The 17151-nt window shown below is 59.5% G+C and carries 11 protein-coding genes and 1 tRNA gene; 8 read left to right on the plus strand and 4 right to left on the minus strand.

Annotation, left to right across the window (positions count from 1 at the left end):
- Positions 1-11 precede the first annotated feature (11 nt).
- From POI8812_RS14390 to POI8812_RS14405, 4 genes are read left to right on the plus strand one after another with little or no spacing between them, the layout of a single operon-like run.
- On the plus strand, positions 12-1262 hold the full coding sequence (locus POI8812_RS14390; protein ID WP_108783313.1) for a sarcosine oxidase subunit beta family protein: 1251 nt from the start codon (positions 12-14) through the stop codon (positions 1260-1262).
- A 47-nt stretch (positions 1263-1309) separates the two neighbouring features.
- Positions 1310-1573, plus strand: a complete 264-nt coding sequence (locus tag POI8812_RS14395) for a sarcosine oxidase subunit delta (RefSeq protein WP_108783314.1) — start codon at positions 1310-1312, stop codon at positions 1571-1573.
- Positions 1570-4467, plus strand: a complete 2898-nt coding sequence (locus POI8812_RS14400) for a sarcosine oxidase subunit alpha family protein (RefSeq protein WP_108783315.1) — start codon at positions 1570-1572, stop codon at positions 4465-4467. The genes POI8812_RS14395 and POI8812_RS14400 overlap by 4 nt, the downstream gene beginning before the upstream one ends.
- Entirely contained in the window at positions 4460-4975 is a 516-nt protein-coding gene (locus POI8812_RS14405; RefSeq protein WP_162844973.1) for a sarcosine oxidase subunit gamma, read from the plus strand. The genes POI8812_RS14400 and POI8812_RS14405 overlap by 8 nt, the downstream gene beginning before the upstream one ends.
- Here the strand turns inward: POI8812_RS14405 and POI8812_RS14410 are convergent.
- A tRNA-His gene (locus POI8812_RS14410) sits at positions 4976-5052 on the minus strand.
- Between the two features lie 97 nt (positions 5053-5149).
- Here POI8812_RS14410 and POI8812_RS14415 point away from each other — a divergent pair.
- The gene (locus tag POI8812_RS14415) at positions 5150-5362 is read left to right on the plus strand and encodes a DUF6324 family protein (RefSeq protein WP_108783317.1); all 213 of its coding nucleotides are present in this window, start codon (positions 5150-5152) and stop codon (positions 5360-5362) included.
- A gap of 156 nt (positions 5363-5518) precedes the next feature.
- The gene (locus POI8812_RS14420; protein ID WP_108783318.1) at positions 5519-5800 is read left to right on the plus strand and encodes a GFA family protein; all 282 of its coding nucleotides are present in this window, start codon (positions 5519-5521) and stop codon (positions 5798-5800) included.
- A 42-nt stretch (positions 5801-5842) separates the two neighbouring features.
- Here POI8812_RS14420 and POI8812_RS14425 read toward each other — a convergent pair whose 3' ends face one another.
- Positions 5843-7219 carry an aminotransferase gene (locus POI8812_RS14425; protein ID WP_108783319.1) on the minus strand — a complete coding sequence of 459 codons (1377 nt, stop codon included), beginning with the start codon at positions 7217-7219 and terminating at the stop codon, positions 5843-5845.
- A 182-nt stretch (positions 7220-7401) separates the two neighbouring features.
- Here POI8812_RS14425 and POI8812_RS14430 point away from each other — a divergent pair, with 182 nt between their 5' ends.
- Together POI8812_RS14430 and POI8812_RS14435 are read left to right on the plus strand one after the other, a co-directional pair.
- Positions 7402-9006, plus strand: coding sequence for a bifunctional metallophosphatase/5'-nucleotidase (locus POI8812_RS14430; protein ID WP_108783320.1), 1605 nt, complete (start codon positions 7402-7404; stop codon positions 9004-9006).
- A 303-nt stretch (positions 9007-9309) separates the two neighbouring features.
- Positions 9310-14742: a beta strand repeat-containing protein gene (locus POI8812_RS14435; protein ID WP_108783321.1), complete on the plus strand. Its 5433-nt coding sequence runs from the start codon at positions 9310-9312 to the stop codon at positions 14740-14742.
- A 140-nt stretch (positions 14743-14882) separates the two neighbouring features.
- On the opposite strand, the gene POI8812_RS14440 is transcribed toward POI8812_RS14435, so the two are convergent.
- Together POI8812_RS14440 and POI8812_RS14445 are read right to left on the minus strand one after the other, a co-directional pair.
- Positions 14883-15956 (minus strand): TFIIB-type zinc ribbon-containing protein, encoded by a 1074-nt coding sequence (locus tag POI8812_RS14440; RefSeq protein WP_108783322.1) that lies wholly within the window; start codon positions 15954-15956, stop codon positions 14883-14885.
- An 8-nt stretch (positions 15957-15964) separates the two neighbouring features.
- Entirely contained in the window at positions 15965-17092 is a 1128-nt protein-coding gene (locus POI8812_RS14445; protein ID WP_108783323.1) for an SPFH domain-containing protein, read from the minus strand.
- Positions 17093-17151 lie beyond the last annotated feature (59 nt).

Here is a 17151-nt window from a genome sequence, read left to right on the forward strand (position 1 = left end):
AGGGGAGTGCGATGGGTTATTCCGGTTTCAAGGTTTTCTGGGAAGGACTGCGCGGCAATACCGGGTGGAAACCCGTCTGGCGTGACCCGGCCCCGAAGCCGCATTACGATGTCATCATCATCGGCGGTGGCGGGCATGGGCTGACAACGGCCTATTACCTCGCCAAGAATCACGGCATCACCAATGTCGCCGTGCTGGAGCGCGGCTACCTTGGCGGCGGCAATGTCGGTCGCAACACCACGATTGTGAGGGCCAACTACCTCTTGCCGGGCAATTCGGAGTTCTATTCCCATTCGCTGAAATTGTGGGAGGGCATGGAGCAGGAGCTCAACTACAACACGATGATGTCGCAGCGGGGTGTCCTGAACCTTGCCCATTCGGATGGACAAATGGACGCCTTCGCACGGCGCGGGAACCAGATGTTGATTCAGGGTGACGACGCGGAGCTGTTGGACGCGGATGGCGTCAGGGCCCATGCGCCATTTCTGAATTTCAAAAGCCAGCGCTTTCCGATCCGTGGTGGCCTATTGCATCGGCGCGGTGGCACCGCACGGCATGATGCGGTGGCGTGGGGATACGCGCGTGGCGCGGACCGGATGGGCGTCGACCTGATCCAGAACTGCGAGGTGACCGGCTTCCGTATCGAGAATGGCAAAGTGCGCGGTGTTGAGACGTCTCGCGGCTATATCGGAGCGGGCAAGGTCGGGATGGCTGTCGCGGGGCGTACGGGGCAGGTGGCCGCGATGGCTGGGCTGCGACTGCCGATTGAGAGCCACGTCTTGCAGGCTTTCGTTAGTGAGGGCCTCAAGCCGATCATCCCTGGCGTCGTCACCTTTGGCATGGGCCATTTCTATATCAGCCAGTCGGATAAGGGCGGCTTGGTGTTTGGTGGCGATCTCGACTTCTACAACTCCTACGCGGCACGCGGAAACCTTCCGATGCTCGAACATGTGATGGAGGCGGGCATGGCGATGGTGCCCATGATCGGCAATGCGAGGATGCTCCGCGGTTGGGGCGGCATCATGGACATGAGCATGGATGGCTCCCCCATCATCGACCGGACGCCAATCGACGGGCTCTTTCTGAACGGGGGCTGGTGTTATGGCGGCTTCAAGGCGACCCCAGGATCTGGCTGGTGCTTTGCCCATCTGCTGGCAACCGGGGAGTACCACAAGGCTGCGACACGGTTCCGGCTCAATCGGTTTGAGACGGGCCATGTGCTCGATGAAGAGGGCACAGGCGCCCGTCCAAACAAGCATTGAGGGCGGGATCATGCGTATTTGCGGAACGATCAAGGTGAAGGTGCGTCATGCGGATTGAGTGCCCCCAGTGCGGCGCGCGGGATGTACGCGAGTTCACCTATTTGGGGGCTGCTGTCCTAGCGGATCGACCGGATGCCGATGCAACCACTGAGGCGTGGCAGGACTATGTGCATCTGCGCGACAATCCCGCCGGGCCGCACGATGAGCTGTGGCATCATGCGATGGGATGTTCTGCATGGTTGCGGGTGCGGCGGAACACCCTGACGCATGAGATCCTGACGGTCACGATGGCGCAGGAGGACCGGACATGAGGGTTCGCGAGGGCTCACGGATCGATGCCGAACGCGTCGTGCGCTTCAGCTTGAATGGCAAGGCGGTTGTTGGTCGGAAAGGCGACACGTTGGCCTCCGCCCTGCTGGCCAATGATCAGCGTCTCATGGGACGCTCGTTCAAATATCACCGGCCACGCGGCGTCGTCACCGCAGGGTCGGAAGAGCCGAATGCGCTGTTCGAGATCGGCACGGGTGCGGGGCAGGTTCCAAATGTGCGTGGAACCGTGCAGGAGATCTTTGATGGGATGGTGGCGCGGTCGCAGAATTGCTGGCCCTCGCTAGAGCGGGACGCCCTGGCGATCAACGATCTGATGTCGCGGTTCCTGAGTGCGGGGTTCTACTACAAAACCTTCATGTGGCCGCAAGCGTTCTGGGAAAAGCTCTATGAACCGATAATCCGGCGCGCGGCGGGGCTGGGGGCGCTGTCTGGTGACGAACCTGTCGGGGATTTTGACAAGGCGTGGGCGCATTGCGATCTGCTGATCATCGGCGGCGGTCCGGCGGGATTGATGGCAGCATTGACTGCGGGACGTACCGGTCAGCGTGTTCTTATCGCGGATGAGGATGTCAGGTTGGGCGGACGTCTCGATGCCGAGAGCTTTGAGCTTGGCGGGATGGCGTCAACCGATTGGGCGCGGGAAGCTGCTGCCGAACTGGACAGCTTACCCAATGTGCGCGTGATGACGCGCACCACCGTAACCGGCGCCTATGATGGCAGGACATTCGGTGCCTATGAGCGTGTCAGCGAACATCTCGCCAGCCCACCTGCGGGTGCGCCGGTTGGCACGTTTTGGCGGATCGTAGCCGATCGGACCCTTTTGGCTGGCGGCGCGCATGAGCGCATGATCGCGTTTCCAGACAATGATCGCCCCGGCATTATGCAGGCGAGCGCTGTGCGGTCCTACCTTCACCGCTATGGTGTCGCGCCGGGTCGCAAGGTCGCGGTCTTTACCAATAATGACGATGGCTGGCGAACGGTTGATGATCTGCAGGCGGCAGGTGTTGAGGTCTCTGCCCTCATCGACACCCGGCCTGATGTCGAGCCGGGCCGAGACGTGCGTACGGTGACCGGTGCGCAGGTGGTGGCAACGCGCGGGCGGCTGGGGCTGGAAAGCCTTGATATTAGCAAACCGGGCGGGGGGCGGCAGTTCATTTCGGCTGATTGCCTTGCCGTATCCGGGGGTTGGAACCCGTCCGTGCACCTGACCTGCCATATGAACGGACGCCCCATTTGGCGTGACGACATCGCTGCCTTTGTCCCAAAGCCCGGCGCGGTGCCTGGATTGGAAGCGATTGGTGCGGCAAATGGGGCGTTCTCAACCCACGAAGCTTTACGTGCGGGGGCTGACGCGGCTGGTGGTGGAGAAATACCGGCCGCCGAGGATGCGCCTGTCAATGTCACACCTTTCTGGCATGTAACTGGCGTGAAGGGTCGTCAGTGGCTCGACTTGCAAAACGACGTGACCGTGAAGGACATCAAGCTCGCGCATCAGGAGAACTTCCGTTCGGTCGAGCATATGAAGCGCTACACCACCTTGGGTATGGCCACCGATCAGGGCAAGCTTTCGAATATGGGCGGTCTGGCTGTCATGGCCGAGCTAACGGGCCAGCCGATCCCGAGCGTCGGAACGACCACATTCCGCCCGCCTTATACGCCCATTCCGGTTGCGGCCCTTGCGGGGCGCGCCCATCGGGCGCATTTCGCACCGGATCGCTATACGCCCTCTCATCAATTGAGCGAGGAACGTGGCGCATCTTATGTCGAGGCGGGCTTATGGCATCGTGCGGCTTGGTTCCCGCAAGGCAATGAGACGACGTGGAAGCAAAGTGCGGATCGCGAGGTGGGCTGGGTCCGCGGTGCGGTCGGTGTTTGCGATGTCACCACCCTTGGCAAGATCGATGTGCAGGGTCCGGGCGCGCGTGATCTGCTCGACCTGCTCTACACCGGCAAGATGTCGACATTGAAAGAGGGTCGGGTCAGATACGGGTTGATGCTGCGTGAAGACGGTTTTGTCATGGATGACGGCACCTGCGCGCGGCTTGGCCCTGATCACTATGTCATCACGACAACGACCGCGGCGGCGGGCGAGGTCATGGCCTATATGGACTTCTGCGCGCAGGTGCTGAAGCCTGATCTGCCCGTTCGCTTTATCTCTACGACCGAGCAATGGGCGCAATTCGCGGTTGCCGGGCCGCAATCGCGCGCGCTGCTGGAAGGGCTGCTCGATCAGGGCCTGAACGACGATGTGTTGCCGTTCATGGGCTATCTTCCGGTCCAGATTGGGGACGTTGCGGGTCGGCTGTTCCGTATCTCGTTTTCCGGTGAGCTGGCCTATGAGCTGGCCGTCCCGACCCGATATGGTGACGCTCTGATCCGGGTGCTGGAGGATCGGGCCAAGGCGCTGGGCGGCGGGCTTTACGGGATGGAGGCGCTGAACATCCTGCGGATCGAGAAAGGCTTTATCACCCATTCCGAGATCCATGGACGGGTGACGGCGGACGATATCGGGTTTGGCCGGATGGTCAGCCCTGCCAAGGATTGCATTGGAAAGGTCATGAGCCAGCGGCCCGGACTGCATGGCGCAGAACGCCAGCAATTGGTTGGGTTGCGCGCGAAGGATGGCGCCTTGAAGGCGGGGGCGCACATATTTGGGCAAGGAAAGCGGGCCTCTGCCGAAAATGATCAGGGCTACATAACCTCGGCCTGCACATCGCCCACGCTAGGGCATCTGGCGCTCGCATTCGTGGTGAACGGGCGCGCCCGGCACGGGGAGCAGGTCGTGGCGCATGATGGCCTTCATGGCACTGATATTGCCTGCGAGATTGTCGATCCGGTGTTCATGGATCCGGATGGGGAGAAAATGCGTGGTTGAATTGAGTGCCGTAAGCCCCTTTGCGGGTGCCGAGCTGCCTGTTTCCTGTGGCGGGATGCACCTTGCCGAAACGGAGATGCCAGTTCTGTTCAGCGTCGCGCCCTATCCGGGCCAGCGGACTGCGGTCGAGGGCGTGTTGGGTCAGTTGCCGATCGGACGCCGGAACGGCGATCTGATCTGGTCCGGTCTCGATCAGTGGTTCCTTTCGGCAGACCCCGAAGGACTCGACGGCATTGCTGCGGTGACGGATCAAAGCGATGCCTGGGCGATGCTGGACCTGACTGGAGAGGGATGGCGCGACGTGCTGGCGCGCCTATCGCCGCTTGATGCAGACAGGTTCGAAGCTCAACAGGTTGCCCGAACCGAAGTGGCGCACATGGCCGGTATCGTGATCGGACTGGAGGAGGGCGTCAGGCTGGGCATTCTGCGGTCATTCGCCCGCACACTGCATCACCATCTGGTCGACGCGATGCAATCGGTGACAGCGCAATCAGTTCTTTCTGAGTGATGGTACCGACACCCCGGCTCGAACGGGGGACCTCTTGATCCACAATCAAGCGCTCTAACCTACTGAGCTATGTCGGCACTGAGCCGCGTCCTACCGTTGGTGAAACATGATTGCAAGGGGTGATCTGGACAGGATGCGTGATGGGCGTTAGGGCAGCGGCAAAGGAGTGATCCCATGAGTATCAACCGCGAAAGCGACATCGCCGCAAATCTGCAAATCGGTCCGACGACATTGGGCATGGTGCGTCTCTATGTGGAGGCCGAGGGCGTCGACTTGCCGCTCGACTTCGACCCGGAGGAGGCCGAGGAGATCGCCGAGGAACTGCGCACGGCCGCGGCGCAGGCCCGGAAAATGTCTGCGGGCAAGGGCAAGAAGGGCACAAAGTAACGGTGTGCCATACGCCGCCGAGATGGTGAGGGACGGAACCGGAGGCGTGACCGCAAGCGAGCACGACACCGTGCTGCAAACCGGGCGTTGCGCGTGCCGCACACCTTTGGCGCATGCCACTATCGCACCTGCCGCCAATGGGCGGGAGGGGTCTGGATGGCCGTACAGTCTGCCGAACCTCCGCAAATCGACGGCCCGCTGACTGTTTGGCAGTCCGCGCATCATGGGGAAAGGGCCAGCTGCGCGACATGTGGCGGGGCAGTCTACTTCCGCTCCCGCCTCGGCTCTGGCCTCTTTGACGACCAGGACGGCTGGACAATGACCCGGCAGATCTGCGCGGAGGGCCGACCTGATCACTATGCCTTCGGCGCCCCTGCCCCCGCTTTCACCGGTTGGGGCACGATCTGGGCGATCCTGACCGGACGCCTGCCGCGCTGATCCGCGCCTTCTTCTTGGTCCAAATATCCTCGCCGAAGGCGCTCAGCCCAGATGACCTTCGGCCCTCGCCCAGTGAAGCGTCGCGTCGAGGCACGCGCCGATTGGCGCAAAGAGTTCATCCAGCTCGCCTTCCGTAATTGTCATGGGGGGGCAGAACACGAGGCTGTCGCCTGCCGCACGCAGGATTACGCCATGCTCTACAAGGCGGGTCGCGAGATGGGCGCCCACCTTCCCGGGCTGGCTGAACATTGCATTGCCGCCGGGGGTGAGCTCCAACGCGCCGAGCAGTCCGATCTGGCGCGCCTCACCCACCAAAGGATGGTCCTTGTGGGTCATCAGGTGGTTGCGGAAATGTGGCTCGATGGCCCGAACCTTCGCGGGGATGTCCTCACGCATATAGATATCGAGTGCGGCGGAACCCACGGCGCAGCCCATCGGATGGCCGCCATAGGTGAAGCCATGGCCGAATATGCCGATCTCGCCTGAATGATTCTCGATCACATCGGCCATCTCGGCATTGATCGCGACAGCCGACAGGGGCGCGTAGCCGCTGGTCAACTGCTTGGCCATAGAGATCGAGGTTGGCTGCATGTTCAGTCGCTGGTGTCCGAACCATTCGCCCGTGCGCCCGAAGCCGCAGATCACCTCATCCGCGATGCACAAGATGTCATAGCGGTTGAGCACAGGCATGATCGCCTCGAAATAGCCCTCTGGCGGAACGATCACTCCGCCCGCACCCATCACGGGTTCCGCGATAAAGGCGGCGATGGTGTCGGGGCCCTCGGCCTCGATCATCTGTTCGAGTTCAGTGGCGAGCCGCTTTGAGAACTCTAGCTCCGTCTCGCCTGCGTGCGCGCCGCGGAAGTGGTGTGGTGTCGCTGTGTGGTGAATGCGATCAACGGGCAGGTCGAAGCTTTTGTGATTGTAGGGCAGGCCGGTCAGCGATGCCGACACAATGCTGACACCGTGATACCCCTTCACCCGGCTGATGATCTTTTTCTTATCCGGGCGGCCAAGCGCGTTGTTGTAGTACCAAGCGAGCTTGATCTGGGTCTCGTTCGCCTCTGATCCGCTTGACTGATAGAAGACACGGGACATGCCCGGTGCGAGATCTTTGATCTTCTCGGCCAGCTCGATTGCAGGCTCGAAGGAACGGCCCGCGAAGAGGTGGTAGTAGGGCAGCTTGTCGAGCTGAGCCTTCGCAACCTCGACCAACTCGGCATTGTTGAAGCCGAGGCCGCAACACCACAGGCCAGCCATACCTTCAATGAAGCGCTTGCCTGTGTTGTCGTAGATGTAGACGCCCTCTCCCCGCTCAATGACGTGTGCGCCTTGTGCACGGTGGGTTACGGCATTCGTGTAGGGATGAAGCAAAGCTTCGACATCACGGGTCTGCATATTCGTGAGTTGTACGGTCATGATCGGCGCCTCCTTGATGCGAGAGCGTGACCGGCAGCGATGTTTCGGGCAACCCCGCTTATCGTGATGACCCCTATCACAGGAGCTTCACAGAGTGACGTTATGGCGGACCGCGCAACGAATTGACCTTTTGGTCCAGCCCGCGCACCATCACGGTCATAATTCAAAACAGTGAGGTCCATATGTCTTTGAAACCGATGCTTGCCGCGACAGTGGCCCTGTCTGCATTGACCACGGCGGCCTATGCCGACGGCCATGCGGCACCGCTTACCATGACGATCATTCACACCAATGACGTTCACAGCCGCATTGAGCCGATCAACCGCTTCGATTCGACCTGTTCCGCCGAAGATGATGCGGCAGGCGAGTGCTTTGGCGGCGTTGCACGCGTGGCGACCATGATCAACCAACTGCGCGGTGAGGCGACCAACCCTGTTGTGCTGGATGCGGGCGATCAATTCCAAGGCTCGATGTTCTACACGACCTATAAGGGGTCAGCAGCGGCTGAGTTCATGAATATGACCGGCTATGACGTCATGGCCGTGGGCAATCACGAATTTGACGATGGTCCGGCGAAACTGTCCGATTTTGCCGATATCGTCGATTTCCCCGTGATCTCTGGCAACATCAATGTCGGTCAGGAAGCCTCGCTCGAAGGCGATGTTGAGCCTTACGTGGTTCTCGATGTGGACGGGCAGCAGGTTGCTGTCGTTTCGGTTCTGGCGACGGATACGGCGGAAACCTCCTCGCCGGGTGACAACGTCATCTTCACGGATGAAATTGAGTATCTTCAGCAGGTTGTAAGTGAGCTGGAAGCAGAGGGGATCGACAAGATCATCGCGCTGACCCATGTCGGCTTCGCCGTCGATCAGCGCATTGCGGAGAATGTTGCGGGCCTTGATGCAATTGTCGGCGGCCATTCTCACACCTGGTTCTCGTCATCGTCCCCGGATGCGCCGGTGACCTATCCCTATTGGGCAAGCGGCCCTGAAGGTGCGCTTGTGCCGATTGTGCAGGCCTATGCCTATTCCAAATATGTGGGCCAGCTTGAGCTTACCTTTGATGCCGAAGGTAACGTCATCGATGCGGTTGGTGACACGATCCTTCTCGACGCATCTGTCGAAGCGGATCCGGCCATTGCGGCACGGGTTGCAGAGCTTGCCGGGCCTCTTGAAGAGATCCGTCAGCAGGTCGTTGCGTCAACCTCTGCTCCTATCGATGGGGATCGCTCTTCCTGCCGGGCTGGCGAGTGCGAAATGGGCGTTCTGGTCACTGATGCGATGTTGGATCGTGTTGCAGATCAAGGCGTTAGCATTGCCATTACAAATGGCGGCGGTTTGCGCGCATCCATCGATGCGGGTGAAATCACGATGGGTGAAGTCCTGACGGTTCTGCCGTTCCAGAACACTCTGGCGACCTTTGATGCGACGGGTGCGATGATCATTGAAGCCCTCGAAAACGGTGTCAGCCGTGTCGAAGATGGCGCGGGCCGCTTCCCGCAGGTTGCCGGTCTTCGCTACACTTGGAACGCTGCGAACGAGCCGGGAAGCCGCATCGTTTCGGTTGAGGTGGCTGACGGGGACGGTTGGGCCCCAATCGACCCTGATGCGACCTACGGCGTTGCCTCCAACAACTACATGCGGGGCGGTGGCGACGGATATTCTGTCTTTGAGAATGCCGAAAACGCATATGATTTCGGCCCGGGTCTTGAAGTGGTCGTCGCCGATTTCCTGGCTGAGTCGGGTGAATACACGCCTTCCTTGGCTGGCCGCGTGATCGCAGAGTAAGTCTGACCGCCCAGAATTGGGCAGATACAACCTATGGGAGCGCCGAACAAAACTCGGCGCTCTTTTTCGTTGTAAAACGCCTTAAAAATAAGGGATTCTCGTCGTTTTTTGTGGACTGTGACAAAAGACACCAATACGCAGAATAAGACGAAAAAAGGCATGGTCCGCCTAATTGAGAACATCAACTTTCTCTAAAAATGGATCCATCTGATAGGGCCTGTGGGGGCAAGCCTTTGAAATCGCAGTGAAAGCTGCGAGTCGTTTTTATTTGGGCTGCGGCTCATTTGTGAGGGAACAAAGACTATGGGCTACAAGTGGAATAGCTTCTCGGTCATCGACGAAAAACAAATCGGCGACGGCAATGTGAATGTGGGCGACAGCTTCGTTTACGGTGGCGCACACGCTGAGATGTATGTCTACGACAATGATCGCGGCCTTGCCGGTGATCGTGGTCGCGGCAACAATGAAAAGGGATCCGACTACCAGCCTGGTTGGATTCACCAGGATGGTGAATGGATCCAAGGCGGCAACATGTATTGGGAAGGTTACTTCACAATGCGTGGCTCGGACGGCCGCACCTACTACATGATTGAGATCGAGGGCACGTGCCTCGACAACTCTCAGGACTACTTTGCGTTCTATGGCGCTGTCCCCCCTCAGGGCGTGACGCTGACCGCGCAGTGCTACTATGGTGACTGCGGTTCCCTGTCCTATGCTTGCCTTGATGGCGGCGAAATCGGCTCCACTCCGGTTTCCCCCGAGGCAGCGAACGACTTCCTTGCTGTGCAGCAGGGTGAAGGTGTTGATGGCGCGGACATCAACATTCTGCTTAATGACGACTCCAACACTGGCGAAGCGCTGGTCGTTAAGGAAGTCGACGGTTCCGCTTCCGTCGTTGGCGTCTGGGTTGATCTGGACGACGGCGGCCGCATCATGATCGCAGCCGATGGTTCGGTCGACTTCGATGCAGCTGGCGACTTCGACTCGCTGGGCGAAGGTGAGACGGCGACCGTTTCCATCGACTACACCGTCATCAACTCTGACGGTCTGGAAGACACTGCAACGCTGACCATCGAAGTCACCGGCGTAAACGATGCGCCTGTAGCTGTTGATCAGGCTGTGCGCACTGACGAAGACTCTGCTGTTTCTGGTAACGTACTGACCGGCGCATTTGACGTGGATGGCGACGCTGTTTCGCTTGATGGTCTGTCCATTGGCGCAATTGGCGAGGAAATCGCCGTCACCACCGCAAGCGGATATACCGGCACAATCGTCGTGAACGCGGACGGCACCTTCACCTTCACTCCTGGTCCTGATGCGGACGACATGGAGACGGGTGAGATCGACACGTTCACCTTCGAGTTCACGGTCAAGTCCCAGAATGGCACGAAGGAAGTCGCGACCACGCGCACAATCGACTTCGAAACGGCTGCAGGCACTGCGACCCAGTCTGGTGGCCCAGGCAATCCTGGCAACGACAAGCCTGTCGGCAATGCAGGCGAGAACCCGAATGGTACGGGTCAGGCCGGCAACTCCGGCGCACAGGGTAATTCCAACGGCTTTGCAATTGATCCGGTTACGACGACCGGCGGCGGCGAGCTGAACGCTGGTGACGTGATCACCACCCAAATCGAGGGTGTCACGATCTCCGTCTGCGCAAATGGCAAAGGCGGTCGCTATGACGAGGCGATGATCTTCGACTCCGAGTCGCCCACCGGTGGTGACTGGGATCTCGCGACCTCCACGCAGGGCAACATCCTCATAATATCCGAGGATGGTCACTCCCACGACCCGGACGACAACGCGAAGGGTGGCGAAATCCACTTCACCTTCGACGAGCCGACCGATGTCGACAGCCTGACGTTGATCGACAACGAAGAAGGCACTTGGATTGGTTTCTATGACGCGCATTGGAACCAGATCGGCTCCAAGTGGGTCGGCGGAACCGGTGACAATTCTGTCAACAAGGTTTCCTTCGACGGCGTTAATTCGGACGACGTAAAGCACATGCTTGTCGTTCTGAAAGGCTCGGGCGCGATCGATGATCTGGTGATCTCTGACACGGAAGAAGTGCCTGATTACCTCTACGACACGGCGACCGTGACGGTCACCATCGAGGGCGTTTCCGACAACACTGCGCCGATCGTGGAAGCTCAGACGGCTATCACCGATGAAAACACAACTGTGTTCGGCGATCTGTTGGATGGTGCTACCGATGCGGAAGGCGACGATATTACTGTTGTCTCCACTGAATTCGGCGCGCCGGGCTCCTACTCTGTCACGACGGATGGCGGCAACACCGGCACTCTGACTGTCACGGCGGACGGAATGTTCTCGTTCGCGCCGGATGGTGTGGATCTTGACCTCGGCGAGACGGACACGATCACGTTCTCCTTCACGGCCTCCGATGGTGAGTTGACGTCGTCCGCGACTGCGACTGTGACCATCACGGGTTTGAATGCGGCACCGACTGTGGCCAACCAAGCGCTTAGCGTGAACGAAGCCAATGCGGCCGGCCTCTCGGCGACGGTTTCCGGTGGTCTTCTGGATGGTGCGGCTGACGCCGACGGTGATGTGATCTCGCTGGCCTCCGTCGATGTCGGTGCGATTGGTTCCACCGTTTCGGTCACGACGACCAACGGCGGTACTGGTGACCTGACGATCAACGCGGACGGCACCTTCACCTTTGTGTCGACCTCCGATGGTCTGAACACTGGCGACGAAGACACGCTGGTCATTAACTTCACTGGCGAAAGCTCTGGCGGTACCACTGTACAGTCTGCTTCCGGTCAGGTCGTGATCACGATCAACGGCGTGAATGTCGATCCGGTTGCTGTGGATGTTGCTGTCTCCGGCAACGAAGCGGACTTCGCAGGCAATGCCTCTGCAATCGAAGGTAACCTGCTCGCGGATGCATTCGATGCAGATGGCGACGCGATCAGCGTTGTTGCGACATCGCTCGGCACGGTTGGTGAAACGGTCTCCGTCACCACGATTGGCGGTAACACCGGTGAGCTGACGATCAACGCAGACGGCTCGTTCTCCTTCCTGTCCACCGACAATTCGCTGGACCTGGGTGAGACTGACACGATCGTATTCACCTACACGGCAGGATCCCCTGACGGTGACGCGACGCGGACTGACACGGCTCAAGCCACGATCACGATCAACGGTCTGAATGTTGCACCTACAGTCGAGAACCAGGCGGTCAGCGTTAACGAGGCAAATGATCAAGGCCAGCTCGCAGAAGTCTCCGGCTCCCTGCTTGCAGGTGCCGCGGACCTCGACGGCGAAGCAGTCTCTCTGCAGAGCGTCAGCGTTGGTACGATCGGTTCCACCGTTGCTGTGACCACGGACGGTGGCAACACCGGCGAACTGACAGTTAACGCGGATGGTACATTCACCTTCGTGTCCACCTCCGACAACCTCGACCTGGGCGAAACAGACACGCTCACCATCGACTTTGTTGGCGTATCGACCGGTGGTGTCACCGAGCAGACGGCGGGTGCGCAGGCTGTGATCACCATCAATGGTGTGAACGTGGCGCCGGTCTCTGTTGGTCAGAGCTATGTGATTTCCGAAGTGAACAACTCCGGCATCAACCCGACAGAAGCCAGCGGCAACTTGCTTGATGGTGCGACGGATGCAGACGGCGATGCTGTCTCCCTGTCCGGCGTCACTGCAGGCGGCGTTGCTGTCGCAATCGGCGTCGCGACGCTGATCGACACGGCTGAAGGTGCGCAGGTTGAGCTTCTGGTGCAGGCGAACGGTGACTTCACCGTCACGGCGCTTGATGACAGCATGGACATCGCTGAAAGCGACTCGGTGAGCTTCCAGTTCACTGTTGAAAGCACTGGCGGCACGACTGTTCAGCAATCGAACACTTCCGAGGTGAACATCAGCATCCTCGGCGTGAACGTGAAGCCTGTGGCCGGTCCTGTGGCCGTCGCAGTCTCTGAGCAGAACGATCAGGGTGAAGCGTCGAGCGTCACTGGCAACCTGCTTGCCGAGGCGAGCGATGCGGATGGTGACGCGGTCTCCCTCGCATCCTTCTCGGTCGCGGGTGTCGAAGGCACGTTCGGTGAGGCTATCGCAGTCGACACGGCATCTGGCGGCACCGGTACCCTGGTTGTGAACGCAGACGGTACGTTTGAGTACACTTCCACCAGCACTGGACTGGATCAGGGTGAGCCAGACTCGTTCGATTTCGACTTCACGGTCCAAAGCTCTGGTGGGTTCATCACGCAGACGGCGTCCTCTTCGGCAACTGTGAACATCTCTGGCGTGAACGTGGCTCCTGTCGCGATCAACCAGGCGTACACGATTGATGAAGACGCGACGGCGGTTGAAGCTCTGCTGGTCGGCGCAACGGATGCTGACGGTGATGCGGTCAGCTTCGTGTCTGCAAATAACGCGGATACGGGCGCTGCATTCAACATCACGACGTTGTCCTTCCTGCCGCAGCCGAACCCGGTCACAACGGATGGTGGGTTCAGCGGTACGCTGTTGGTTTCGCCGACCGGAGGCATCACCTTTATTCCGGGGCAGGATCTGATCGATGCTCTGAATGACGGTGACACCGACTCGTTCACCTTCAACTACACGGTTGCGTCCAATGGTGGCGTGGTCACGCAGCAGTCGCAGGCTTCTGCAACGATCACGATCAACGGCATCACCCCGAACCAGGCGCCGATTGCAGAGATGCAGACGGTCACCATATTCGAGGATGAGGTTGCGTCTGGCGATCTGAGCCTTGTGACTTCGGACGCTGATGGCGACGCGCTGAACTACACGCTGATTGATGGCAATGCGTTCACTGCGGGCCAGCCGATCACGCTGACCTCCGACACGAATGGTTGGGACGGTGAGCTGACGGTCAACGCAGATGGCACGTATAGCTTCACGCCGGGCGACAGCTTCCTGGGCCTCGACGATGGTCAGAGCGAAGAAGTCTCCTTCACCTACACTGTCTCGGACGGTGACCTGACGGCGAGCAACACTGTAACCATCACTGTTGATGGTAAGGATGACGATACCGGTGGTCCGGTCGTTGATCCGGACGATGGTGCTGACGTCAACGTCATCTACCTGTTCAGTGCATCTGCATCGATGTTCACACCGACCTTCGACTGTGACGATGATGGAACTGCTGACACGTCCTACTTCTCGGCCGCCGCCAAGGAGGCGAACGAGCTGCAAGCCAACATCGACATGATCTACGGTGGCTTCACCGGTCAGACAGTTGACGATGACTACTACAGCTACGGTGACTTCGCGGTTGAAGCGTCGGGGACGGATGGCATGAGCCAGCTTGCTGGCGCAGGTGATCTTGCGGCGGCACTGCAGACGATCTCGCTGGATACGACCAAAGAAACCCGTATCTACATCTTCACGGACAATGTTGAAGATGCGTTGGCTGCGGACGCTGCTGCGCAGGGTATCGTGGATGCATTCGCAGCTGCGGGCACTGCCCTGAGCATCGATGGTGTTGCCATCGGTATTCAAGAGACGCTGCAGCTGAGCCAGACGGTCGATGATCTCGAGCTGATCGACACCGATGCGCCTGCTGGCGGTATCGGCATCGGTATCGGCGGTGGTCTTGGTGGCGGTGGCCTCGGTATCGGCATCGATTTGACCGTGACCTCCGACTACGTGGACATCATCGCGCATTGTGATGACGACTACTCTGAAGATGAGACCAACCAGGTCATCGAAGACATCTTCTCGGTCAGCTGATCGAAACAGAATCTAAGACAGAAGGGGCGCCCATCGGGCGCCCCTTTTTTGTATCCGCTGAAAACATCGGGAAAATTTTTGGCAGAAGCTGTTGCAGCACGCAGTTGCTGCGTGCCGCAAATCTGCCGGTGATGGGAAGCCTATCGGCTGAAGAGTACAATCAAACCGATGCCCAATGCGGCGAGCAGAGCTGCAAAGGCAATCTTCCATGGGCTGTATGGGCGTTCGCCCGCTACTTGACCCGTCCGTGCGTTGACGACAAAGCGATAGCTCTTCCCCCGGAACTTATAGGCAGCGATCCAGACGGGAAGAAGGACGTGCTTGAACGTCACGTCAGAAACACGAAGCTGCATATCGTCGATGCGTTGACGATCCCCTCCGATATCCTGACGGATCAATTGCCTTACGCCATCTTCGATCTGTCTATCGGCTTCAATGCGCGCGCTTGGAAGATCTACGGAATAGCCCTCTGCGCGAAACCCGGCCAGAAATTCGGGCCGATATGGCTCTAGTGCACTGAGATCATATTGAGCGATCTTTCGTGCGTGATTTTCCGGCAGGGTCTTTGAGCCGATCACGAGAAGATCGTCGAAGAAATGGGAGATATGACCCTTTACGGGGCGCCACTTCACCACCGTCTCCGTCCGCTTGTTGTCGCCACTGCCCACGGTGCGGCGATGCTCTGTCCCGCGCTGACCGCGATAGGGCGTCTCTGTTTGCGCGTCGAACGTCCAGTAGGGCATGTAGATGCCCTGGAGCTTCTGGTTGGATCGCGCATACTTCTTTAGCGCATTCGGCGCGAACCAAAGACCCTTAAGCCACGTCTTCATCGCGTCGCTGCCATCTTGCTCTGACAGCGTGAAGGGAAGCACTCCGCGTGGTTTGATGTGCCGATGCGTGCCGGTATCTGTGACAACGGGCGAAGCGCAGAAGGGACATTCGGCCGCGTGTTCATCCGGATTGAACTCAACTTGAGCTCCACATGACGAGCACGAGATGACCTCCGTCTCTTCTATCGCAGCCTCAGGAACATCACCGGCGGCAGCCTCGGCATAGGGCAGTTCTTCCAGCGCGGAACGATCCCAAGGCGATGGCGGGCCCAAAGCGTCGGTGGCGCCACAATGATCACATTGCAGGAAGCGTTCGCCGGGCGCGTAGCGAAGATCGGAGCCACAGGTCCCGCAAGGGAACCTGTGCAATTCTGGTTCTGGCATTTGTCAACTTATCCGGCTGGGGGCGGCGGAGGAGGAGGGGGTGGCATTACGGTAAACAATTGAGCCAATTCTGTCACTTCGCCCGCAGGCTTCCAACCATCCTGCCCGGCGGTCCACACAAGAGTATCGCGGGTCAGACCGCCTTCTTGTGCCATACGGCCAAGGCGCGCCTTTGAAAACGGGCCTTGGGTCTGACCGTTCTCAGCAATATGCCAAACGTGCTCAACTGGAGGCGGAGGAGGTGCCATTGCCGCGGGCGCTGCTGCGGCTGGTGCGCTGCCCCATGGGCCCGACTGGGCCATGGACTGTGCCATACCCATGCCCATACCCATCCCAAGTCCGGCACCCATACCGCCACCTGGGTTCTTGGCAGCTTCTGCCATGGCCTCAGCGGCCTGGAACTGCGTGTAGCGGCCCAGGTCGCCAATGACGCCCATGGAGGTGCGCCGATCCATGGCCTGCTCTACCGCTTCGGGCAGGGAGATGTTCTCGATCATCAGCATCGGAATTTCGAGGCCGTATTCAGCGATCTCCGGCGCGATCTTCGCGGCGACGAATTTCGACAGATCCTCGGTGTTCGCAGCCATGTCGAGCACCGGAATACCCGAACCTGCAATCGCGGCAGAGAAGCGTGAAACGATGATATTGCGGATTTGATAGGTGATCTCGGCCGTCGTGAAATCCCCATCCGTGCCCACGATCTCCTGAATGAAGCGCGCGGGGTCCACAACGCGGATCGTATATGTTCCGAAGGCGCGCAGACGAACGGGGCCAAACTCCGGGTCACGGCACATGATCGGGTTCTTTGTGCCCCATTTGAGGTCGGTGAACCGGGTCGTGTTGACGAAGTAGATTTCCGACTTGAACGGGCTCTGGAACCCGTGGTCCCAGTGCTGGAGGCTCGTCATGATCGGCATGTTGTTGGTTTCGAGCATGTAAAGGCCCGGCGGAAACACGTCTGCCAACTGTCCTTCATGCACGAATACGGCGGCTTGCCCCTCACGCACGGTCAGCTTGGCGCCATACTTGATCGCGTGGCCTTCCCGCTCGAACCGGGAAACGATGGTGTCGCGGCTGTCATCCGTCCAATGGATGACGTCGATCAGCTCGCCGCGCAGAAAATCGAAAATCGGCATGGTTTTGCCTCCTTGAGCTGAGGGAGGGGGGCCTCCCTGACCCTCCCCCAACATGCGGG

Origin of the sequence: Pontivivens insulae, from assembly GCF_900302495.1 — a bacterium.
In the GTDB taxonomy this organism is placed as follows: domain Bacteria; phylum Pseudomonadota; class Alphaproteobacteria; order Rhodobacterales; family Rhodobacteraceae; genus Pontivivens; species Pontivivens insulae.

Excerpts from the sequence above, each read along its gene's own strand:
- POI8812_RS14390 (WP_108783313.1), top strand. The coding sequence starts at position 12 with ATGGGTTATTCCGGTTTCAAGGTTTTCTGGGAAGGACTGCGCGGCAAT.
- POI8812_RS14395 (WP_108783314.1), top strand. The coding sequence starts at position 1,310 with ATGCGGATTGAGTGCCCCCAGTGCGGCGCGCGGGATGTACGCGAGTTC.
- POI8812_RS14400 (WP_108783315.1), top strand. The coding sequence starts at position 1,570 with ATGAGGGTTCGCGAGGGCTCACGGATCGATGCCGAACGCGTCGTGCGC.
- POI8812_RS14415 (WP_108783317.1), top strand. The coding sequence starts at position 5,150 with ATGAGTATCAACCGCGAAAGCGACATCGCCGCAAATCTGCAAATCGGT.
- POI8812_RS14420 (WP_108783318.1), top strand. The coding sequence starts at position 5,519 with ATGGCCGTACAGTCTGCCGAACCTCCGCAAATCGACGGCCCGCTGACT.
- POI8812_RS14425 (WP_108783319.1), bottom strand. The coding sequence starts at position 7,219 with ATGACCGTACAACTCACGAATATGCAGACCCGTGATGTCGAAGCTTTG.
- POI8812_RS14430 (WP_108783320.1), top strand. The coding sequence starts at position 7,402 with ATGTCTTTGAAACCGATGCTTGCCGCGACAGTGGCCCTGTCTGCATTG.
- POI8812_RS14435 (WP_108783321.1), top strand. The coding sequence starts at position 9,310 with ATGGGCTACAAGTGGAATAGCTTCTCGGTCATCGACGAAAAACAAATC.
- POI8812_RS14440 (WP_108783322.1), bottom strand. The coding sequence starts at position 15,956 with ATGCCAGAACCAGAATTGCACAGGTTCCCTTGCGGGACCTGTGGCTCC.
- POI8812_RS14445 (WP_108783323.1), bottom strand. The coding sequence starts at position 17,092 with ATGCCGATTTTCGATTTTCTGCGCGGCGAGCTGATCGACGTCATCCAT.